We start from the raw sequence: 22481 nt of genomic DNA, 5'->3' as shown, positions 1-22481 counted from the left end.
TTGACTAACGTTAACTAGCAAAGATTTATGAACCGGGCAGTTATATTAACCGCTATTCCTGTTGAATACATTGCTGTTAAGGCTCATTTGAGCAATATTCAAGAGGAAGAACATGAACAAGGGACAGTTTATGAACTAGGACAGTTTTCAGATAATGGTAAGTCCTGGGAAGTAGGAATTGTTGAGATTGGTCCGGGAAATACCAGAGCAGCAATGGAAACAGAAAGAGCGATCGCTTACTTCGATCCTGATGTTGTTCTGTGTTTTTAATACGTATAATGTCTTACACATTAAATTGTATTTTTGTCAATTACATTTTATACCAAATTTGTATTATATGAGGTTTTATATGAGGTTTTATACCAATTTTGGTATTACATGAGGTTTTATATGAGGTTTTATATGAGGTTTTATATGAGGTTTATGAGGTTAATAGATACTTATTAGGGTTAATATTAGATTGTTCCAACTAAAAATTAGGAACTCGGGATAATTGTTCAAAGTTGTGGAACAAATGAACTATATAAGAGGTGCTTGCCCTGTGCTTAGTGTTATGTCATCAGAGTAAGCTTAAACCATAGATGGGACTCTAGATATAGTACAAATGTTTTGCATAAATGACATGTTCTCTGTAAAAAAATTAAAAGGAGAAGTTCAAATGAAAAGCATTCTCAAAATTTTTTCTTCCCTCTTGCTGACTTTTACCTTGTTCTTAGGGTTCACAGGTGCCGCAAGCGCCTACGGCTACCCCGAGTGCGATCTGGTCAACGATTACTTTTGTCCCCCTGAGAATTTGGATGTATATGATGTGGAAATAGTAGAGCTACCGAGTTTCAATACTGTGATTGTAGAGATCGCTCCTTTTGTGCCGGACATCCCATACTATGTGAATTATCAATTGGGAACTGAGAAAGATCCAAACAAAGAGTGTGTAAATATTTGTGAAATTGTGGCACCTACAGAGGGTACTGATTTAGGTTTTGTGCAAAACGTCTCCGTCGATTACCCGCAGATTATCGATGTTTCGATAAGCAAGCTGCGCTAGACTTCTAGTAAACTGAGATCTTGCACTTCACCTACAGCTGATTCTGGGTATGGTTTCGTCCCCCTAGCCCCCCAATTCTGGGTGTAACAAAACTCTCAAGCGATGCAGAGGTGCGCTTTCCGTTGGCGAATTAAATTCTCCAACGGAAAGCGCACCCCAGCGGTCTTGGGTAGGCAGCGAAGTCTTGGGGGTTTCCTATGAGCGACTGCCATGGTTTCCCCCATAAGCGACTGCATCAAGATAAGTCTCCCAGAATTGGGGATTTAGGGGGCTTAAATAAAACCAGATGATCGCGCATTCATTTCTTAATTCAGCAACGCCACTTTGTCGGTAGAGACACTCAACTTAAGGAGCTCCATCAGGAACTTCAAAAGACCGATAAACTAGCAATTTGTGCCATTGCCGGAATGGGCGGTGTGGGCAAAACCGAATTAGCTCTACAATATGCTCTAAGTTATCAGGATAACTACCCTGGTGGTAGGTGCTGGTTTCCAGTGCGCGGGCTAGATCTGGGGATTCAAGTTGTTAGTTTTGGGCGTACGGAATTAGGATTAACCATTCCAGATGACCTAGAGTTCAAGGAGCAGGTAAGATACTGCTGGAGACATTGGCCAGAAGGAACAGTATTGATCGTGCTGGATGATGTCGCTTCTTTCGGCAATGACTACAAACAGAGAATTAAACCCTATTTGCCTCCAGCTGAATCCCGGTTCAAAGTACTGGTCACCAGTCGTCAGCGTCCAGGAGCTTCTTACCGACGAATTGACTTGGATGTACTATCCCCAGAGGCAGCATTAGAATTATTACGTAAGCTTGTTGGAAAAGAGCGCATTGAGAAAGAACTAAACGAAGCAGAAGCGTTATGTAAATGGTTGGGGTATTTGCCTTTGGGTTTGGAGTTAGTCGGACGATATTTAGATCTACATCCGACCTTAACCATTGCTAAAGTTCAGAAACGTTTAGAGAAAAAGAAATTAGCAGCTAAGGCATTACTTGATCCCACAGAAGAAGGGGAAATGACAGCCCAGTTGGGAGTAGCAGCAGCCTTTGAGTTATCTTGGGAAGATTTGAAAGATTGTCCAGAAGCCCAGCAGTTGGGATGTCGTCTGAGTCTGTTTGCTCAAGCTCCTTTTGAGTGGTCACTGGTAGAGAAGTGTGTTATCGAAACTGAAGATGAGGATGACTGGGAAGAAGCACAAGAAGACTTGGAAGAATTACGCGATCGCGTAGCGTGGCCTACGGCCAATCGCAGTTTACTAAAACTGAACCTGTTGCAACTGACTGAACAGCAAACCTATCAACTCCATCCACTAATTCGAGAATTTTTCCTGACCAAGCTGGCTCAATTACCAGAGGCCGACTCCTATAAGGAAAGTTTTTGTCAGACAATGGTGGCTGTGGCAAAAGAAATTTCTTATACACCAACTCGCGATCAGATTTCAGCAGTTAGCCCGGCCATCCCTCATTTAGCAGAAGTTGCCACAGTCTTAACTGACTGGCTCAGGGATGAAGATTTAATATGGCCTTTTGTTGGCTTAAGAAGATTATATGAAGGTCAAGGTACCTATGACGAGGCTGAAGCATGGTGTAAGCAATGTTTAGAGATAACGATAAGCCGCCTGGGAGAAGAACATCGCGATGTAGCCACTAGTCTAACCTACCTGGCAAATCTCTACCAAGCTCAGGGGCGTTACCATGAAGCCGAACCCCTCTTTGTCCAGGCTTTGGACATGTATAAGCAGCTGCTGGGTGAAGACCATTATGATGTAGCCAGTAGTCTCAACAACCTGGCAAATCTCTACAAAGCTCAGGGGCGTTACCATGAAGCGGAACCCCTCTTTTTCCAGGCTTTGGAGATTGCAGAACAGAAGTTAGGGTCAAATAATCCTAATACTATAAACTGTCGTAAGAATCTAGAAAGTTTGCGCTATAACTTGTCACAGTAATCAGTATATAGAATGTAGAATTAAGAATTAAGAATTAAGAATTAAGAATTAAGAATTAAGAATTGAGAATTGACAATAACAAGGTACAATGCAAAATTTCTAAGATAGAAGGTAGAAGATCTAAGATAGAAGGTATAGCAGTCGTAGTAAAGCTTAACACATAATATTTCTGCTCCCTTTCAAACAAAATACTTTGTCCTAAACTATAATTCGGTTGCTATAAATTATTCATTCTAAGAGGATATCTGAAAAGTTTTTTGATACTGAATTTTGCCCCCCTAGCCCCCCAATTCTGGGGGGAACAAGAATCAATTTGCGGCTAAAAGTCCCCCGAGCGAGGGATTGCTCGCTCGGGGGATTTAGGGGGCTTTGATGTAGCAAATGATACTTCTCAGACAACCTCTAAATTCTCCATTCTAAATTCTAAATTCTAAATTCTAAATTCTAAATTTCCAACTAATTCCAATAACGCCAGTAAGGACGACCTTTCCAAAAGACCCCTAGGATTACTCCAATCACAGCATTCATGGAAAACCCAACTAACCCAAAAGGGATGGGAAGTTGGGACTTGAGCAATAAACCGACGATAAGGCACAACACTAAAGCCCAGAGACTAGAGGTCTTCAGGAATACCTGGGACTGCCAACGTTCACAAATATAAACTCCTAACACCCCAACTCCTATAGCCGCAGCCATAAACCAGATGATTGCTAGGGGTCTAGAAAATAGTAGCAGACGGAAAGTTTCTGATTGAGTCAAGACCCATATCAATAAGTTCTCTAGAGCAACTACCAGCACAGTGGTCAAAGCAGCTACTTTCGACAGAGGTAGCCAAGGCTGTTGCTTAAAAGTATTCCAAGGGTCATTCATGCTATGCTTCCTTTGACTTGGTTGATGATTATAAAAAAAAGTGTAGCGAGCTGGAAAACCCTGTCTGATCATGAACTTGCCAATCGTCTATCACCAGGACTATGTCGCACCTCTGCCAGACGGGCATCGCTTTCCCATGCCTAAATTTGGGAAACTCTACCAACTACTGCTACAAGAAGGCATTGCCACTCCTAAACAATTCCACACTCCAGACCTTCCCCCACTCGATTGGCTCCACCTGGTTCACACCCCCGCCTATGTTCAAGCTTACTGTCAAGGTACCCTTGACCCGAAAGCTGTGCGACGCATTGGCTTACCTTGGAGTCCAGCGTTAGTAAAGCGTACTTGTACTGCCGTAGGTGGCACGATTCTCACCGCTAAACTCGCCCTGAGTAAAGGGTTAGCCTTCAATACTGCTGGTGGTACCCATCATGCTTTTCCCAATTATGGCTCAGGGTTTTGTATCTTTAATGATTTAGCGATCGCATCCCGTGTCCTCCAACAACTGGGACTAGTTCAGAAAATTTTAATTGTTGACCTAGATGTCCACCAAGGAGACGGTACCGCCTTTATCTTCCAAAACGACCACACTGTCTTCACCTTTTCCATGCACTGTGAAGTCAATTTCCCTAGCACTAAACAAAAAAGTGACTTAGACGTTCCCCTACCAGAGGGAATGGATGATGATGCCTATCTACAAACTCTAGCCAAGTATCTTCCGGACTTACTCTCAGGATTCAAACCCAATTTAGTCCTCTACGATGCTGGAGTTGACCCCCATGTAGAAGACCGCTTGGGCAAATTAGCCTTGACCGACACTGGACTCTACCGTAGGGATATCCAAGTGTTGAGTACCTGTGTAGCAGCAGGTATCCCAGTGGCTAGTGTTATTGGTGGTGGCTACGGAAATGATTTCGATGCCCTGATCTATCGCCACTCTTTACTTTACCGTGCTGCTCTTGAGGTCTATCGCCAGTGTCAGCTTTAATGGCAAACTAAAGAAGGAGGAATTCTTTGGTCGTAATTTATAAGATTGATAGCTAGGTATAAGTAGATAAACTCCCTAGAGCTACGGCCAACGCTACTCCCCACTCCCAATTTAGCATTCCCCATAAAAAAAACTGTGCTGCTATCCAAAGGCTTTGAAGTAGAAATGTATACCGGCACTCCCGAAGGGGATATTGTCGGTTTTTCCGATCAGATTGTGGCATCCCTCGACGGATTTGTCCGAGAGCCAGATCAGCGCCATGTCGAATATACCACTGCTCCTTTATGTTGCTATGACCGTCTCTTATGTGCCTTAGTGCGTCCTCGACAGCAGCTGCGACAGTATTTAAAAAGCTTGGGTCACTATACACTAATTCCTGGCAGTACCCTGTCCTTAGGTGGAAGCGATCGCTTTTACATTTCTGACCCCAATAATCCTTACTATTCCTACATTGAGACCACCTACGGCACTAAAGTTGTCACTGCCAGCATCCATATCAATGTGGGCATCTCTGACCCAGAAATCCTGATGAGAGCTTGTCGTCTAGTGCGAATGGAAGCTCCACTGTATCTAGCCCTGAGTGCATCTTCCCCCTTTCTGGACGGTAAAACCACTGGCTATCACTCCACCCGTTGGGGAATGTTTCCCAAAACTCCCTGTGATGTTCCTTTATTTGAAAGCCATCGTCACTTTATCCAGTGGACTGAACAGCAACTCGCTGCTGGTACCATGTTTAATCTCCGTCATCTGTGGACCTCTGTGCGCCCCAATGGCAACCGACGCCCCTATGATCTCAACCGCCTAGAGCTGAGAATCTGTGATTTAATGGTCGATCCCATTGCCCTGTTATCGGTTATGGCACTATTGGAAGCACGCCTGATCCAACTGATTGATGATCCCAGCCTTGACCCCCTGGAGATAAGTACAATACCTGCCAACAACCGTTCCGCTGACTTGATTGCCCTCACAGATGCCAATGAAGTGGCTGCGGCTAAATCCAGTTTGGATGCCCAACTGAGGCATTGGCAGGATGGCAGACTAATTCTGGCAAGAGATTGGATTGAGGAACTTTATCAAGAGGTTTGGCCGGTAGCGAAAAAACACGGTTTTAGTTGCTTCCTCTCACCAATTAAGAAAATTCTACGGGAAGGAAACACCGCTTCGCAATGGTTACAACTTCATGGAGTGGGTTTTGAGCCTCGCCAAGTGATGATTCAAGCCATTAAATCCATGGCTGAGCAAGAGTCGCAACTAGAAGATCAACTGTGCCAGTCCCTGGTAGCCTAACTTCCTGGCGTTGCGTCAGTCTTCGAATGAATAGGAGTAGAGTGGGCATCCTGCCCGCACCTAAAAACTCTTAAAATCATTCCATTATTAAGCAACGCCTTTGTTATTAAATTCAACTTAAACAATTAAACTTGTAACTACGAGGGTAGGGCAAATCCTCATTCGCCCTACCCTCTGATTACGAGGCCATTTTTTATGAATTTTTATAAAGTTTTTAGAGTTTTTGTAAAGAAAACCGCCTTAATTGAATAATTTTTTGGCCAGGTGAAATGGTTTGAAATATAAGAATATTTAATATATGGTTCAACAAAAACTAATATAAGAAAAACATATGTGATCTATATCACTAGGTAGAGGTAATCTGAAATACATACAAAACTAGAGACCTTAGCTATGCCTATAGTACTATGACCTAAGATCTATATCGAATGCTCCTCGAACCTCAATCCCTTGAACTCATTCAAATAAATCTTTCCTGACACCCCTTCGCCCACACCCCACACCCCACACCCCACACTCAGTCAAGCGTTCAAGCTACTTGTGACCACTTAAAAAACCAATAGGCGATCGCCTATTGGTTTTTTAATCAGGGGTTTTAGACCCAGATTTGGTATGAATATAGATCACGGTCAAACGTGTTAAGGGTTTCTTGACACTGATACTTTTAACCCGGACAAATCGTGACATCCTGGACGTTTATTACGTCTGCGGAGTCAGATAAGCTGAGTACTACATCCCCGACACTGTCAAGGAAGGTGGTATCCCACATCGCCTTCAGGAAAATCCCGACGGCTCCATTGAAATCTCCCATGGCTAAATCAAGATTATATCCAGGGATTCGCAAGAGTACAAAACTCTTACTGGCTGAGCCAAACAGCCTCTAAACCCTCCCTTCGCCTAGCGGCGACCTAGGAGCATCAAACATCGGGCTTACTTGTTAGTTTTTGGTTCATGTCTTTAGCAGAGGCTTTTCAGCTTGCACATAAACCGCTGCTCTTTTGAGCGCATTAATCGGTGTTCCGATTTATCCATTCTAGCGGATATCATCGGAAAGAACAACAAATCTGGTCTCCAATTCCCCTCCCGTTATAGTCAAAGACTTAGCGGGAGGGGAATTGGAGTTGAAATGATGGTAAAAGTTGTCTTAATCAACCCGCAAATTCCACCGAATACCGGCAATATTGCCCGAACTTGCGCCGCCACCACTACTCAATTGCACTTAGTGGGTCCGTTGGGTTTTGAAATTAGCGATCGCTACTTGAAACGAGCAGGACTAGATTATTGGCCCTATGTAGATCTTAAATATCATGATTCCCTTGATGCATTTGTCAGCTATCACCAGAAGCAAGAGGGGCGTTGGATTGGCTTTACCAAGAGAGGAACATACAACTATATCAAGTTTCAGTTTCAGCCCAAGGACTGGTTATTGTTTGGCTGCGAAACCACAGGTTTGCCTCCCCATGTCTTAGATGCTTGTCAGGCTAAAGTCTTTATCCCCATGACCCAGCCGGGAGTTCGCAGCTTAAATCTCTCCGTCAGTGCTGCCCTTGGCTTATTTGAGGCCAGGCGTCAGTTGGGTTACTTGGAATAGGTGTTTTCTGTGTTAATAATTAGGACTTACTAAGTTTACTTGGTTTCCCCAGTCCTATTTGTATAAATTTTTGATATAGATTTCTTTTGTATAGATTTACTTGTATAGATTTTTCTTATAGATTTAGTTGTATCGATTTACTTGTATCGATTTACGTTTAAGCCTTAACCGTTTAATCCTTAATTAAAGCTTAGCACTTTAATATATCACTCCTGAAATCGGGTGTCAATAGAAATATCGACGGCGACTTTAGTCGCTGTTTCCCTAGTCCTAATTTTGCCGGACTTAAGATAGAAAAATTAAATGGAGAGCAACAGACGCCCCACTCAAAACATACTTATCCCCCTTCAGGGGTTTAAACACCATCAGTAGAGTTCAAATGCGTAATTTCACCTCTACTGATGGTGTCAATAGGAAATGTCTGTATAAATGTGTAATTTTCGTGAAAAACCATCCTTCTCAGTGAATTCCCTAGCTGATCAATCCATTACTATCTCTTTATATTGGGTTAAACTCTGTGAAAACGTTTTGTCGGACAAGTCTGTTTTAATCAGGGAAAGACCTCAAAACCAGGTATCTTTGGGTAAAATCAAGGACTTTCAGCCTACAGCTGACCGGACGCACCTTGGTTTAATGAGTTAGTGTGTGTAAAATTACTCACCAAAAATTAAGCTATCTAGAATACTGAAATTACCAAACACATATAAGAAATTTCTATCATAAAGAGTAGGATTACCGAGAAATTACCGATAGATTTTGCTGATATCAAATGGCGAGTGCTCAATATACGCGCGCCAGCTATCAATAGAGAAAAGGAGGATTTGAAAGATTTTGTGAGCGCACCATCAACTAGCAACCCACCAGGATTAATCTGCCGGTTGATACAGGATTCTACGGTTGTTGTCTTACCCAAAATTCGCGTAGAGTTCATCTGTAACCAGTTAGTTACTTCGAGATTCCCATCGCTGTTTTTATGGCGCTCAAAGAGAATAATCAGCAAATATGCTGGATTTTCTTGGGTTACTGAGGGTGGTTTCCCGGAGAAAGCTTGATTAGCCAGTTACTTTATATGCATATATTATGCAGCATATGCAGCCATCCTGAACCGCAGCCGTGGTAAATCCCGACAATATCTCTGCTATGGGATGTTGTCCACCTAGTGGTCTAAGGATAAGTACCTATCAATGGCTTCAAGGTGTATCTAGCTATTGCCATGAAAGAACAAATTTTTTAGTAGTCATGTGAGCTTGTCTAAATCAAAGAAGCACGGTAATCTTGGCTAAGTCTCCCAAATAGATGTGATTTGGATCACACTTTAGCAGTGAGTCACATCATTGACTGGTAAAAAATAAATCAGGAACTGTTAAGCGCTCGTCAAACACCAGGAGGACGTTTTTGAAAGGAACACTTACTGATAAGGTCAATCATGTTCCGACCTGTGCAGCAGAGTCATCAGATTCGCCATCGAAACTACCTGCAAGTAATCATCCGGTCGGTGCAGCAATTCCCCTTGAGGTGAACCGTAAGGCTCGTACCTCAGCAGCCATGATTGGATTGGCGATTTCCATGGGGGCATCTGGGTTACTATTACCTCAACAGGGTGATGAAGCAATGGCATTCGAGCCAGTTGCTCCTGAGCCAAGTGGGACGAATCTACCAGCAGCCGAATTTAAGGTTACCGCTGTTTCAATCCCCTCATTGCTAAACCCGGCTAAGGAGGGACAAGGGGGTGTGGAATCAAAGCCAGCCTCACCCTCAGAACTTGCGATTCGGCAAAGCCGACGCTACGCGAACGCGAATTTTAACAAGCTCAAAACCGATGAAACTCTCCCAATAGCCAGGAAGTCTACCATTGGTGAGGTTAAGGGTACTGATGTCAAAGCCTCATCTAAGTCTGAGGGTGTAGAGCCAAAACAGTTGCTAGCATCTGCACCAGTCTCAAAATCGGGTAACCTGTCAACGGATGCATCACAAGCTGTTTCCGACAAGACCAATAATCTTTTAAAAGCTAGACAAGACCTAGCCCTCAAGCGCCTTCAAAAACATCGAAACCGTCTGAGCAAAAGTCTGGTTCAGTTGAGGTCCGAGGAGTTTAACAAGTCTTATGAACTGGCATCAGCGACCCTTGGTTCTAGCCCACACACTTTACCCCCTGCAGTGCTAAAACCTGAGGGTTCAGTAACACAAACATCGCAGCCCATTGTTACGGTACCTACAGCTCCGGCGCTGCTCCCACAGCCAAGGCCGAAAGTTGCTGTATCACCAGCCTTAACCCAATCAACTAGATCTGAGCCACTACCAGTGGTCATTCCAGTACCGACTCCAGAAACAACTGTCATATCGGCAGTCAAACCATCAGTTTTCAAGGTCAGTACTCCAAGAATTGCATCGGCTACAACCAAGGTAACTACAGAGCAACTAAATGTACCACAGCCAGTGGTGGTGGGAACTAGGCTGTCATCTACTGGCAACTCTTTTCACCAGGTCAAAGGTGGTGAAACCCTCGATTCTATTGCCCGTAGTTATGGTTTATCCCGCTCAGAGCTAGTCTTAGCCAATCAGCTAGATAATCCTCACCTAATTGAAATTAATCAACAGCTGAAAATTCCTCAATTTAGGAGATTCGATCACCAAAAGTCCTCTTTTACCTTGCTATCTAGCAATAGCCGGAAATCTAAATCTTGGAAGCCAGGAATAGCGCGACCATTGGATTTAGGAACTATCTCTGTTAAGACTTCTACTAGTAGAGATCAAATCACACCCGTATCTATACAGGAAAAACCTAAGGTAAAACCGTTAACTGAGACGATTCTGACTCAATCGACTTCAGACAGTGGTCTGTTAGCTCAGGCTAATTCCTCTATTGAAAATCAGCCCTTAGAGTCTATTAACTCTCAGCGCAACTCCTATGTTGAAAAATTAAGGGCTGATATTCTCAAGATGCGAGAAGAAATCCGGGAGAATAAAACCAGCCCAGAGGAAAACAAACCAATCAACCTAGGAGTTCCTACTAACGAGGCAGTTGCTGAACCCTCAGATAAGGAGTCTAAATCTGTTGAGATCACTCCCCAGTTCAATCCTGAGAATAATCAAGCAAGCGGTACAAAAGAGTGGCAATTATTACCGCAGCCACCGACAGCTCCACAGGCTCCTATTGCTATTCCAAGACCTCAGCTACCTCAGAAAACTAGACGCAGTTCTATTGCCATTCCTGTGCCTCCACCTGAGGTATCACAACCGAGAAGGATAGCTGTAGCTCCTGCCCCACCGGAACGATTTAACCCAATAATCCGCATACCGGTAGGAAAACCTGTTTCACCAGGAGTGCCACCTCTGTCTCAACCAGATATGTACTTGCCAGATAGCCCTAACCGCTTTAACGGATATATCTGGCCAAGTAATGGTGTGCTTACCTCAGGTTATGGTCGGCGTTGGGGACGGATGCACAAGGGCATTGATATTGCAGCTCCCATTGGGACACCGATTATAGCAGCAGCCCCTGGTGTTGTGGTCAGTGCTGGTTGGAATTCAGGTGGTTACGGTAAATTGGTGGAAATCAAGCATCCTGATGGAAGTCTGACCCTTTATGCCCACAACAGCAGAATTTTTGTGCGTCGTGGACAACAGGTTGGCCAAGGTCAACGAATTGCCGCTATGGGTAGCACAGGTTATAGCACTGGTCCTCACTTACACTTTGAGCTTCATCCCAGAGGTCGGGGAGCTGCCAATCCAATGGCCTATTTGCCTAGAAGACGGTAATAAAGTGATTTCAAGGGAAGTATCCCCATCAGGCCAAATTACCAGGTCGAAGGAGGAGACAGAGGTGAAGGGTAAGGTGAGTAAACGGAACTTTCCTACTCTTCCTCACCTTCTGGTGACAATATTTAGTATGACCCTTAGCAGCTTGAGCTAAAGGCAAAGTCTAAGCCTGAAGCCGAAATTACCTTTCCTATTTTTCTTCTACCTTTTCCCTATACCCTTTTACCTGTGCCGTTCCATGGGTGCCCATGCAGTATGCCAACTAAACTTCTGTTCAAGAAATAGGAATTATTTAGATAAATTATTGGCATTGATATGTTATAGTACATAAGGGTTGAAAAAAAGGCTCAGTAGCTCAGTGGTTAGAGCAAGGGACTCATAAGCCCGAGGTCGCAGGTTCAAATCCCGCCTGAGCCATATAAATTAGCTAGTTAACTGGGCTAGCCAACTGGGCTAGTCAACTGGATTGATCAAGAGAACCCTGGTAGTGTTCTCGGATTTCGTTAATCGAAAACAGAGCTTGAAACATTAGCCCAGCCGACTGATAAAGCTCGGCTCCACCTTGCAGTCGGTCAACCAGCGCTATTACCAGCTCTACCTGGTAACCGGCTTCCTTAAGGCGGTCCACGGCTTTCATGGCTGATTGCCCAGTAGTCACAACATCTTCCAATACCACTACTTTGGCTCCTGTGGGCAAAGTAGGACCTTCAATGTATGCCTTGGTTCCATGACCTTTTGGCTGTTTGCGGATAATTAGACCTGGGATAGGGCAGTTTTCTAAGGCAGAAACAATGCTAACCGCACTCACGATCGGATCTGCACCTAGAGTTAAGCCAGCAACTGCTTGAGTATCAGCAGGTAGCATTGAGAATAGCAAACGTCCTATTGCCAATGCTCCTTGAGGATGAAGGGTGACCTGTTTACCATTGATGTAATAAGAGCTACGCTGCCCTGACGAAAGCACAAAATCACCCTCTTGGTAAGCGAGTTGGCAAAACAAATCCAGCAGAAAAGGTCGCAGGGTAGGTAAATCCTTTGGCATGGACAGGGCTTGAGATTGGATGTTCATGAAACTTACTGAAAAAAACCTAGAGTCAAGGTAAAATGGGAGCCTACAAGCTACCATCAAACCGGTTGATTTGGATTTGGTGGGTATTCTTTCACCCGCTGGGGTAGTTTCCCCCTAATATCGGATACTATTGAGGAAAACTACGGGTGATTACGATGCAAATGCGTTGGGCAAAGCTGTTTAGTGTTGTAGTTATAGCAGCCACTGCTAGTCTAGGAGCAGGTGGTGCCATAGCAGAAACTAATTCAGAGGACTTGGAGCCAATTCCTCTAATAACCTTACCTGAGGCTTTTGAAAACGCTTTTTTTGATAACTCTGGGGACTTTTTCGAAAACAGGAGCATCAAGAGTCAAATCGATACAATTTTCGGTTCCGGATGGCCACCTGCGTTTCCAGAACTAGCACTTGAGCGGGATGCTGAGCGTGTCAGTAATCTTTATCGGGATCTACTAGAGCAGCAGGTTTCGAGCGGTCCTGTCATTCGTACTCTGGATTTACCAAACCCCTACAATACTTCCCTACGGTTGCTAGAGCAATCGAGTGATATACCAATCCAAGTGGAAAACCAAGAATTTTTCTTGGCACCGCAGCCCATACCACAGCTGCGTAGATGATGAGTATGGGCGAGATCAGTATGGGGTGATAGTAGTAGCTGACCGCAAGTGTCCAATCCAGGGTGCAGGAGTTGAACCTGCCTAGGGCAAATTATGAGTTTGCTGCCTCAACCGCTCGGCCAACCCTGGGTGATTCCTTTATATTATTATGGTAGCCTGAATCAAGTTATTGCAACACCACTAACTATAAATTCCCGATTTATCCAATAATTCTGAGAACATAAGATAATCTAGCTGTATAGCAGCACTATAATACAGCACGGAACCAGCGGTAATTCGGAATAACGTTAATCACCCTATGAAATTCAACACAACTGTAGCGCTAACCATAGTTCTACTGACAATGATGTTAGGTGCAGGTGTCGTGAGTGCCTTTTGGGGATTCTCTCTCGGTCACGAAGCCCTCAAAGGAGTTACTCAACCGGATACTAACCCTAAGAAAAAGTTGACAGGAAAGAAGGGGTCTTCTTCTGGGAAAGAAGGGGTCTTGATTGTGAGCGAGAAGGATATCCTGGTTAACGTTCACGCCCACATACACAATAAGGGTAAAAATCCTTCGGCTAAGAAAAACAGCCAGAAAACTAAGCAAATTAGTTGGTCTAAGCCCGCTCAGAAGGAGTCGTCGTCTGGTGTATTGACTCAAGAGGCATCCTTCACTCGGAAAAACCCTAAGCTAAATTTACCGGTTAAAAGTCAGGATAAGGGAGTCACCCTAGCGGTAAATTCTGCCAGTGTCCAGGAGGGTTCTTTAATGTTGGATGTCAGCTTGAAGAATCAGAGTTCTAATCCAGTCAGGTTTCTGTACAGCTTTTTGAATGTTACCGATGATCGCGGTCGTGCCCTAAGTGCAATTACGGAAGGCTTACCAGGAGAATTACCGGCTAATGGCAAGGAATTTTCTGGAACAGTGAGCATACCGACAGCTTTACTAGAGAACTCCGAGAAGCTTTCCCTGACACTGACCGATTATCCGGATCAAAAACTACAGTTGAAAATGTCTCAGATTCCTGTAGTTAGATAAGGAAGCAAGTCGAGGGAATGGTTGTTAAGGAGAAAACGTTGAAGCTATGCTAAAAGCCTATGTTGATAGCAAGCAACTAAGGCAGTTTCAGAGTCAGTCTCACGGCCAGTCTCACAGCCAGTTTCACAGCCAGTTTCAGAAATTTCCTTGACTGGCATTCGTGAACTAGCTCAAGCAAATGCTAGTAATACAACTGAAAACCCCATAATACAACTGATAAGTTTTTGATGGTAACCGATAACTCCATACCAAGCTGCCCTAGCTCTAAGAAGATACATCAGAAGGCAACCGTAACCAGCAAAAAATGAAAATTATTTGCTTTTACCTTTCACCTTTTCTATGGTTGCCAACCTGATGGTTCTTCTAACAGTGGATGCTTCTATTAGCCTCTCTGAGGGAGAGGTTTTTCTGGGATTGTTATCAGTGCTACTACTGATAGCCATCAATGCTTTTTTTGTCACGGCTGAGTTTTCGATGGTGGCGGTGCGGCGATCGCGGATTAGCCAATTAGTAGATGCGGGTGACGTGCAAGCAAAGACGGTTCAGGCTTTGCAACAGAGCATTGACCGATTACTATCTACAACTCAGTTAGGGATTACCCTCTCGAGCCTTGCTCTGGGATGGATTGGGGAGACTACCATGGCAACTTTGGTAGCAGCTGGGATAGCAAAGCTACCACTACCGCCAGCTCTAACTCCAGTTATTACCCATTCCCTAGCAATCCTGGTGGCATTTTTCATGATTGCTTATCTACAAATTGTTTTGGGGGAACTTTGCCCCAAATCCCTGGCTTTACTNGAAAGATTGGGTCAAGCTGGCGGTGAACCGCGCCCGTGCCACCGGTGCCTCGGCCGTCTTTTGGCTAGATAAATATCGGGCGCACGACGCACAGCTCATCGACAAAGTTGAAAAATATCTGCCCGATCATGATCTGACCGGTCTTGATATCCACGTTCTGCCACCGGTTGAAGCGATGCGCTTTATCAGCAGCGATCGCCCCCTTGCTAATCTTGAGAAAATGCACCAAACTTATATCTCCACAGGCTAGTACCAGATGAGAAATCAAATCAACTTCAATTTCCGATCGTCCCGATAAATCGGGTAAGAGATGTTGTAGAGACTCTTCAAATTTTTCTGGATGAGCTAGTATCGACGCATCAAAAGCTTTCCAAAGAGAATCCATTGGATCTAATTCATCCTCTAACTGGGTTTGATCGGTATCTATGGTCCCTTTCGAGTGGGTTTTCAGACTTCCCTAAATTTAGATACTAATCAGGAAATTAGTATCTAAATTTAGGGAAGTCTGAAAACCCACTCGAAAGGGACCATAGAGTTGTTGGGTAATACCAGCATTAAGAATACGAGTATCTGCAACTCGGTCGAATAAAAATGGTGATGTATTTCCTAAAGCTACCTGACTATAGCTGATATTAAAACCCGTATAGTCCAGAAACGGTTTAGAAAAATGACCGAATTGCCCAGTTAAGCCAATGTTCCCACGGAGAAACTCTTGAGAATCACCGTTACTATAGGCACTAGCAACACCCGTAATGGATGAATTCAGTTGAATATTGGGAAGCAGTGGTGCTGGTGTATAGCGCATACCTTCTTCAGCAGTTGCTGGCAAGATTTTACCTTGCCAAAGGGGTTGTGTCCAAGTTAAGGTTGCACTCCCTTGATAACGGGTCAAATTAATCCGATTGTTATCCCGAGGTGGCAGAGGTAGCAAGTCTACTCGATCTGTGTTAGCATTAATGCGCTGAACGCCAGCTTGATATCGAATGCTCAAGCCAGTTTGCCCGATGGGAATTGTCGGTGATTCAAATATACCCCCAATACTACTCTGAACGGTTTGGAAACCCAAAGACCCGTTAAAAAGGCGATCGCGGTAGCTAGCTTCTAAGGTCAAGCGATGAGGGTAGGTGTTACCAATAGTTTGTCGGAGGCGCAAACTCCCCCTAGTTTCGTTTTCTAAATCCTCAGGATCCAGACTAGTGAGTGCTGCGGAACCTACTAGTGTAGTGCGTGGACCTAAGGTAGCATCGAGGTCAACAAGCAAACCAAAGTTAGCCGGATCGATTACGCCACCACCTTCTGCATCATTGTTCTCATCTTCATCATTGTCTCCAAGAATAGCTTTTTGAAGAAAGAACTGTGGTGTTAGACTAAACCTGACCGAGGGAGTTTCAACTATCTTGAAGCCACGCTGAATAAACACACCACCCCGGTCGTCATCATCATACCCAAAATCCAATAAACTCGGTTGCCGCTCACGGCGGTCAATCACAAACCGTTCACGAAATGTAGGCAAGGAAAACCCTTGATCAAAAACCAGTCGAGGATTCTTGGCAACTACTTCATCTACTTCTGGGGAAATCCGTCTAAATCGAGCATTTCTGGTGCGCCACTCCAACTCTGGTGGGGAAAAGGGGTCGTTGGTAATTCTGACATTAGTAGCAACTCCTTCTAACCCGTCAAACTCCACCCGGTCGGCTTCATAGCGGAATCTATTGATAGTCCCTTCTATTTCTGGGGATTCTATGGTTGTTGTGCTTGTCCCAGTTTCAGCATTGGGAATAACCCGAGCACCAAACTCAATGGCAAAGGCTCCAGGATTACTAATTCCAGTTAAGGGCTGGCTATTAATAATTCTGCGACTGACCGGTTGAGTTGGGGGGGGTGGCCCAGAATCTGAACTTGCTCTGACAAATTCTCCCCTAGCCTTGAAAACCACACCAGTATCTTGAACAAAATAATACTCAAAGCGCTCTCCCTCTAGCACCTGGTTACCACGGGTCAGAGCCACATTCCCATCCGCAACCACAATCCGAGTAGGCAAGTTGACTTGCAGACGGTCAGCTTCTAGTAAGGCATCTTGGAAGCGCAAGGTAACATTACCCACCGCTGTAATCACTTGTCTGGTTTGGTCATACTCCTGACGGTCTGAAGTCAGCTCAAGTATGTCTAGCTGCTCATTGGTATCGAAGGTAATTGTAGGAGCAGTAACTTCGGAATCTAACTCGGAACCAGATTGGGGTTGAGACAAGTTCTGGTCTGATGGTGGTGTAGTCTCGTCTAGGGAAGCTGGGTTAGATTGTTCAGGGATGATTAACTCAAACTCTCTAGTCTCTCCCCCCCGCTCTTGAGCTATAATGCGCTTGCTTCTAGCAATTGCCAAAGGGCAATTGGAATTGATACTCAAGGATTCATCTGGATTCGGTAAGGTTTCAAGAGTAGAACATGGTTTGGGGTAGGATTTGACAGCAAAGAATCTTTCCTGATTCCCAGGCTCAGGTTTAATCTCAGGTTGGCTATCAGCTTGGCGATCAGGTTGGCGTTGCTCAATTGAAGTCCGATAATTCCCCCCAAAATTGGGGGGTGAGGGGGGCAGGGGACTTTGAACGTTTTGTTCCCCCCAGCGAGGGATTGCTCGCTGGGGGGCTAGGGGGGCGGAATCATACCCAGAATCAGCAACGGGTGTCTCAGAAGTAACCGATGAGGAAAACCTAGGAGAAACCCTAGTCGAAAATTCCGGTTCCAGAGTTGATGGTGCTTCTGGAGTTGGACTCTTGAGTAAGGACGTTAAATCAGGATTGAGTGGTTGCTTGATTCCTAGTTTTAGAAGAGCTTGTTGCCAATGTTGTCCTTGCCCTAGTTGCCAATTGTCTTGGCTGTTTGTTATCCTTGGCAAGGTCTGGCCAACTGCTGGGGAAATGGGTGGACCTAAGCTAGCAGCGCTTTTGTCTGTGGCTAATATTGGGAAAGCCTCAATCTTGAGCTCTCCTGTGGGGTAGGGTTTGAGCAGTACCTGGTTTTGCTGTTTTTGGTACTGTGCCGAAACGGTTATGGTTTGAGATAATTCATCTAGGTGGCTAGTGGTCTGGGAAGGTTTAACGGTTTGAATAATTGCGGGTACGACCGGCGGCTGAACTGGCTGGGGCATTTTTCACTAATTGTCTGGTGTTTTACTATTCAGACCAACAATCCTTGACTCAATCCCCAAGATTGTAGTTCCAAATCGGTTATCGACAAAGACAGCCCATATTACAATAATTAACCACAAATACAAAACCACCCTCCTCTAAGAGCGTGGTTTTGTCTGTATAGTCCCGTGTTAAAGAGCTGTGGCTATCTCTAGTTGGCCGATCGCTATTTACTCGAAATCCTTCCGCTTAGGGTTACGAGATGGATCGTTTGACAAGAATCCAAAGACAAATAAGGCAATAAAGAAGCTAACGACTATATAAACAACGATTTTGAGGGTTACCATGTTGAGTTCTCCCAAGAAGATATGAAATACGGAAGATGAAGAAGTAGGTGAGACATTGGTCTAATGGTGAAAGTTCTAGAATTTGGAATCTAGATCAAAAACCATCTTACCTCGCTACACGATTAACTTCATACTTTTTTAAGATCATACCTAAAGGTGGCTCCCATTTGAGCTTTAATATCCTTAAAACTAATATCAGTGGGTAAGCAGTCAGCGGTCAGCGGTCAGCGGTCAGTGGTCAGTGGTCAGTGGTCAACAGTCAGTGGTCAGCGGTCAGCGGTCAGCTGATTTTATTCAAAAGCTGTTCAGTGTAGCTTGGCCACAGGCCCGAAGCTGATAGCTGATAGCTGATAACTGATAGCTGATAACTGATAGCTCTATGCTTACCCAAAGCCGATGAGCGGATTTGAACCGCCGACCGTTCGATTACGAATCGAATGCTCTACCACTGAGCTACATCGGCACCAGTTTATTAATATAGCAAATATTACTATAGCAATAGCCAATCAGTCAGCTAAGTTAGGGTAAAACATTAATGACAAACTCGAACTCAAAAAATCCTGACCCCAATCCCAAAGTCTCTCGGCCAAAAATAAATCCAGAGAAGTATGCCAGGCTAAAAGCAGAAGCACAACATCCCTACCGAGGCTTAAGAAAGTTTATCTATATTGCCTTCGGTGCCTCTGGTTTTATCGGTGCAATGGTTTTTTTAGCCCAGTTAGCTGCTGGGAAATCTGTAGCTACTGCCATGCCTAACTTGGCTCTGCAAATTGGTGTAGTTATCTTGATGGTTTGGCTATTTCGCTTGGAAAATAAGGCAGAACGAAAAATATAGCAGGAAAACCATGATACTCCTTTGAGCCAAAGAGGAATCTCAGGTATACTAGTAGGAGAAGAGTATCATCAAAGCCATGGTGAGCATAGGCTCTCTTATGGATCCGATTAGGTCACTCCGGCTCAGCAGTTATAAATTTTAGACCGCTTTTTGATTAGAAAGTACACTCAAGAAAAGTTAATTTTAAGCATTTAGCGATCAGCGGTCAGCGGTCAGCGGTCAGCTTATTTTATTCAAAAGCTGTTCGGTGTAGCTTGGCCACAGGCCTTTGGCTGATAGCTGATAAGCGACAAGCTGATCGCTGATAGATTAAGCTTCCTCATCTCCTGCTTCTAAGCTATCCGCTTCCTTGCTATCCATAGGAGCCACTGAGTTAGCTGAAACTACTGCTCCCATGTCGAGTTGCTGACGTACTTGCTGCTCAATATTCTCAGCAAACTCGGGATGTTCAACCAAATACTTAACTGTATTATCCCGACCTTGAGCAATATTGTCCCCATTGTGGCTGTACCAGGCTCCCTTGCGCAGAATGACTTTGGTTTGTTCTGCTAAATCCACCAAACACCCTAAGCGGGAAATCCCTTGGCCAAAAATAATGTCAAACTCTGCGATGCGGAAAGGAGGGGCAACTTTATTTTTGGCAACTTTGACTTTGGCACGAATCCCATATTCGCCCTCGTTAGATTTTTTCAGGGTTTGAATTCGACGAATATCCAGGCGAACTGAAGCATAGAACTTAAGTGCATTACCACCAGTAGTCACCTCTGGGCTACCATAGGTGATGCCGATTTTTTGTCGTAGCTGATTGAGGAAAATAACAGTACACCCAGATTTACCAATGTTACCAGCAATCTTGCGCAGCGCTTTACTCATCAACCGCGCCTGTAAACCCACTTGGTTATCACCCATTTCCCCTTCAATTTCTGCACGGGGTACCAAAGCGGCTACGGAGTCAATAACAACGATATCGACTGCAGCAGAACGAACCAGCTGATCCACAATTTCTAGGGCTGATTCCCCTGTGTCAGGTTGAGATACTAAAAGGTTGGCGATGTCAACCCCCAAAGCGGCAGAGTAGGTAGGATCAAGGGCGTGTTCTGCATCAACAAACGCTGCAACTCCCCCAGATTTTTGCACTTCTGAAACGGCATGCAACGCTAGGGTTGTCTTACCAGAGCTTTCTGGACCATAAATTTCAATAATGCGACCTTTTGGCAGACCACCCCCCAAGGCTAAATCTAGCGTAATTGCCCCACTCCGAATTGTTTCCACTTTCATCCGGGTGGCATCACCCAAGCGCATGATGGCACCTTTACCAAAATTACGCTCAATTTGTTTTAGTACCAGGTTCAGAGCTTTTTCTTTTTCGGGACTGTTTGTGATTGGGGTAGCCATGGATGCCTCAAAAAGTTTACTGTATCGGGACTGGTTAGGTAGTTTGGATTCTAAGTTATCGCTCTATAAGAGCTGTGGTGTGAATTTTAATTTTATTGAAATTAGGGCTCTTTACCGATTTGACTAATACTCTATATTAGGCCAACGGTCAGGTAAATCCCATCCCTTGTTAAGATTGGTGTTGCTCAAGCCTCCTGGATCTCAAATGCAAGGATAAGGCCAGAGTATAATTACTGATCCATTCTAACGGTTGAAAGTCCTTCAGCTCTCTGCAACACTGCTTGGTTAAGCTGGGTAGGAATGTTGAGGAGGATCAGTGACTTGGGTAAATTATAGTACAAAAGTACTTCCTTGTAAAGGAACTAGTCAGATTTTGTCAGTTGCTAAGGGCACGAGTCTTGGCATGGGCTACCCACTAGGAAATACTTTTGTTCAGAATTTAAATAAAATTGGTTACATAGAATCAACAAAACCCTTGTTGAGTCACTAAACAACATTCAACAGCATTATGTGAAAAATTATTAATTTAATAGACGATTAGCTTAACAATGGCCTCATCTCTAATCAATTCCCTATTCTCAGAAGCAATTTTGTCGGTTGCTGGGTTAACCGACTATATCCAAGAGTTGTTAGAGGAAGATAACCAACTCCATAGAGTTTGGGTGATTGGAGAAGTTTCTAGTAGCAACAACCATCCAAAAGGGATGTTTTTTACCCTCCAAGACCCAGATGCCAAAGCTACTATACAATGTGTAGCCTGGAGGAGCCAGTTAAGCAAGCTGGTGCAGGTACCAGCACTAGGAGAACAGTTGATTATTTTGGGCAGCCTCCGAGTTTATCCTCAGCGGGGACAGTATCAGCTAAATGTTTGGCAAGCCTTACCGGCGGGTGAGGGGTTGCAAGCCTTGCGCTCACGCCAATTACGTCAACGATTTGAAGCAGAAGGATTATTTGACCCACAACGAAAGCGCCCCCTGCCGATTCATCCTGAAACTATTGCTGTGGTTACCTCCCCCCAAGCTGCCGCTTGGGGAGATATTAAACGTACACTAAAGCAACGGTATCCTGGTTTACGAGTCTTACTTTCACCAGCTCAGGTTCAGGGGGAACTTGCTCCAACCTCAATAGTTAACGCTATTGATCGAGTCGAGCGGGATGGCAGAGCCCAACTACTGATATTAGCTCGGGGGGGTGGAGCATCAGAGGATTTAGCTTGTTTCAATGATGAACGGGTGGTGCGAGCAATTGCTCAATGCTCAATACCGGTGATCACTGGTATTGGTCATCAACGGGATGAATCCTTAGCTGACTTAGTAGCTGATCACAGTGCTCACACTCCGACAGCAGCAGCGGAAAAAGCTGTACCAGAACTGATTACCCTTTATGCTGAACATCAACAGCGGCGGACTAGCCTTGATCAAGTAGTGACTCAAATCACAGAGGCATCTCGCCATCAACTGCACCATCTACGAACACGATTGCGACACTTAGCTGTAGACCAAAAACTACACCAGGAACAAAATGCGATGGCATTTCAGCATCAGCGATTGTTGCAAGTTACATCAAAGCGTCTGAGCCAAGGGATCCAGCACTGTCAACTTCTCAAGGAAAAGCTCAATACCCTTGACCCTCAAAAAGTCCTACAACGAGGCTATGCACTAGTGCGCACCGCAGACAGAACCATTGCTTCGTCTACAGAAAATTTGACTCCTGGAGAAGAACTACAAATTCAGTTAGATGAGGGTCAAGTTAAAGTCAAGATTATCGAGATTGTTGATAGTTGACGGTTGA

General features: G+C 44.5%; 18 protein-coding genes, 3 tRNA genes and 1 pseudogene. 14 read left to right on the top strand and 8 right to left on the bottom strand.

Annotation, left to right across the window (positions count from 1 at the left end; all coding sequences use genetic code 11):
- Window positions 1-27 precede the first annotated feature (27 nt).
- The 3 genes from F6J94_RS00200 to F6J94_RS00190 all read left to right on the top strand — a co-directional run bounded on the left by F6J94_RS00200 (window position 28) and on the right by F6J94_RS00190 (window position 2991).
- Window positions 28-270 (top strand): hypothetical protein, encoded by a 243-nt coding sequence (locus tag F6J94_RS00200; RefSeq protein WP_293035696.1) that lies wholly within the window; start codon window positions 28-30, stop codon window positions 268-270.
- 388 nt (window positions 271-658) lie between these two features.
- Window positions 659-1045, top strand: a complete 387-nt coding sequence (locus F6J94_RS00195) for a hypothetical protein (protein ID WP_293035693.1) — start codon at window positions 659-661, stop codon at window positions 1043-1045.
- Between the two features lie 296 nt (window positions 1046-1341).
- Window positions 1342-2991, top strand: coding sequence for a tetratricopeptide repeat protein (locus F6J94_RS00190; protein WP_367142139.1), 1650 nt, complete (start codon window positions 1342-1344; stop codon window positions 2989-2991).
- Between the two features lie 456 nt (window positions 2992-3447).
- Here the strand turns inward: F6J94_RS00190 and F6J94_RS00185 are convergent, their stop codons facing one another.
- Window positions 3448-3861, bottom strand: a complete 414-nt coding sequence (locus F6J94_RS00185; protein ID WP_293035690.1) for a peptide chain release factor 1 — start codon at window positions 3859-3861, stop codon at window positions 3448-3450.
- 70 nt (window positions 3862-3931) lie between these two features.
- Between F6J94_RS00185 and F6J94_RS00180 the strand changes: the two genes are divergently transcribed.
- Together F6J94_RS00180 and gshA are read left to right on the top strand one after the other, a co-directional pair.
- Entirely contained in the window at window positions 3932-4849 is a 918-nt protein-coding gene (locus F6J94_RS00180; protein ID WP_293035687.1) for a histone deacetylase, read from the top strand.
- A 135-nt stretch (window positions 4850-4984) separates the two neighbouring features.
- A complete protein-coding gene (gene gshA / locus F6J94_RS00175) occupies window positions 4985-6136 on the top strand; it encodes a glutamate--cysteine ligase (protein WP_293030429.1) in 1152 nt (383 codons plus the stop codon).
- Between the two features lie 664 nt (window positions 6137-6800).
- Here the strand turns inward: gshA and F6J94_RS00170 are convergent.
- A complete protein-coding gene (locus tag F6J94_RS00170; protein ID WP_293035684.1) occupies window positions 6801-6980 on the bottom strand; it encodes a hypothetical protein in 180 nt (59 codons plus the stop codon).
- Window positions 6981-7265: 285 nt separating this feature from the next.
- On the opposite strand from F6J94_RS00170, the gene trmL reads away from it, so the two are divergent.
- The 3 genes from trmL (at window position 7266) to F6J94_RS00155 (ending at window position 11903) form a co-directional block, all read left to right on the top strand.
- The gene (gene trmL, locus F6J94_RS00165; protein ID WP_293018498.1) at window positions 7266-7727 is read left to right on the top strand and encodes a tRNA (uridine(34)/cytosine(34)/5-carboxymethylaminomethyluridine(34)-2'-O)-methyltransferase TrmL; all 462 of its coding nucleotides are present in this window, start codon (window positions 7266-7268) and stop codon (window positions 7725-7727) included.
- A gap of 1395 nt (window positions 7728-9122) precedes the next feature.
- Window positions 9123-11486 (top strand): peptidoglycan DD-metalloendopeptidase family protein, encoded by a 2364-nt coding sequence (locus F6J94_RS00160; RefSeq protein WP_293035681.1) that lies wholly within the window; start codon window positions 9123-9125, stop codon window positions 11484-11486.
- 344 nt (window positions 11487-11830) lie between these two features.
- Window positions 11831-11903, top strand: a tRNA-Met gene (locus F6J94_RS00155).
- Between the two features lie 40 nt (window positions 11904-11943).
- Here F6J94_RS00155 and pyrE read toward each other — a convergent pair.
- On the bottom strand, window positions 11944-12555 hold the full coding sequence (gene pyrE, locus F6J94_RS00150) for an orotate phosphoribosyltransferase (protein WP_293018270.1): 612 nt from the start codon (window positions 12553-12555) through the stop codon (window positions 11944-11946).
- 146 nt (window positions 12556-12701) lie between these two features.
- Here pyrE and F6J94_RS00145 point away from each other — a divergent pair, with 146 nt between their 5' ends.
- Window positions 12702-13169: a hypothetical protein gene (locus F6J94_RS00145; RefSeq protein ID WP_293035679.1), complete on the top strand. Its 468-nt coding sequence runs from the start codon at window positions 12702-12704 to the stop codon at window positions 13167-13169.
- Window positions 13170-13225: 56 nt separating this feature from the next.
- Here F6J94_RS00145 and F6J94_RS00140 read toward each other — a convergent pair.
- Window positions 13226-13298, bottom strand: a tRNA-Ile gene (locus F6J94_RS00140).
- A gap of 169 nt (window positions 13299-13467) precedes the next feature.
- Here F6J94_RS00140 and F6J94_RS00135 point away from each other — a divergent pair.
- From F6J94_RS00135 to F6J94_RS34050, 3 genes and pseudogenes are all read left to right on the top strand, one after another.
- On the top strand, window positions 13468-14190 hold the full coding sequence (locus F6J94_RS00135) for a hypothetical protein (RefSeq protein WP_293035676.1): 723 nt from the start codon (window positions 13468-13470) through the stop codon (window positions 14188-14190).
- A gap of 339 nt (window positions 14191-14529) precedes the next feature.
- Window positions 14530-14987, top strand: a pseudogene (locus F6J94_RS00130) (CNNM domain-containing protein); the annotation flags it as partial.
- Window positions 14988-15010: 23 nt separating this feature from the next.
- Complete coding sequence (locus tag F6J94_RS34050; protein ID WP_367142138.1) at window positions 15011-15238, top strand: NADP-dependent isocitrate dehydrogenase; 228 nt, start codon at window positions 15011-15013, stop codon at window positions 15236-15238.
- A 213-nt stretch (window positions 15239-15451) separates the two neighbouring features.
- Here the strand turns inward: F6J94_RS34050 and F6J94_RS00120 are convergent, their stop codons facing one another.
- The 3 genes from F6J94_RS00120 to F6J94_RS00110 all read right to left on the bottom strand — a co-directional run bounded on the left by F6J94_RS00120 (window position 15452) and on the right by F6J94_RS00110 (window position 18923).
- Complete coding sequence (locus F6J94_RS00120) at window positions 15452-18133, bottom strand: DUF3769 domain-containing protein (protein WP_293035670.1); 2682 nt, start codon at window positions 18131-18133, stop codon at window positions 15452-15454.
- Window positions 18134-18343: 210 nt separating this feature from the next.
- A complete protein-coding gene (locus tag F6J94_RS00115) occupies window positions 18344-18460 on the bottom strand; it encodes a photosystem II reaction center protein I (RefSeq protein ID WP_293035667.1) in 117 nt (38 codons plus the stop codon).
- 391 nt (window positions 18461-18851) lie between these two features.
- A tRNA-Thr gene (locus F6J94_RS00110) sits at window positions 18852-18923 on the bottom strand.
- A 72-nt stretch (window positions 18924-18995) separates the two neighbouring features.
- Between F6J94_RS00110 and F6J94_RS00105 the strand changes: the two genes are divergently transcribed.
- A complete protein-coding gene (locus F6J94_RS00105; RefSeq protein ID WP_293021322.1) occupies window positions 18996-19295 on the top strand; it encodes a DUF3493 domain-containing protein in 300 nt (99 codons plus the stop codon).
- Between the two features lie 309 nt (window positions 19296-19604).
- Here the strand turns inward: F6J94_RS00105 and recA are convergent, their stop codons facing one another.
- The gene (gene recA / locus F6J94_RS00100; protein ID WP_293021320.1) at window positions 19605-20690 is read right to left on the bottom strand and encodes a recombinase RecA; all 1086 of its coding nucleotides are present in this window, start codon (window positions 20688-20690) and stop codon (window positions 19605-19607) included.
- Between the two features lie 548 nt (window positions 20691-21238).
- Here recA and xseA point away from each other — a divergent pair.
- A complete protein-coding gene (gene xseA / locus F6J94_RS00095) occupies window positions 21239-22474 on the top strand; it encodes an exodeoxyribonuclease VII large subunit (RefSeq protein ID WP_293035664.1) in 1236 nt (411 codons plus the stop codon).
- Window positions 22475-22481 lie beyond the last annotated feature (7 nt).

It is taken from the genome of Moorena sp. SIO1F2 (assembly GCF_010672755.1).
Classification (GTDB): Bacteria; Cyanobacteriota; Cyanobacteriia; order Cyanobacteriales; family Coleofasciculaceae; genus Moorena.
This window is presented reverse-complemented; position numbering and strand designations above follow the sequence as displayed.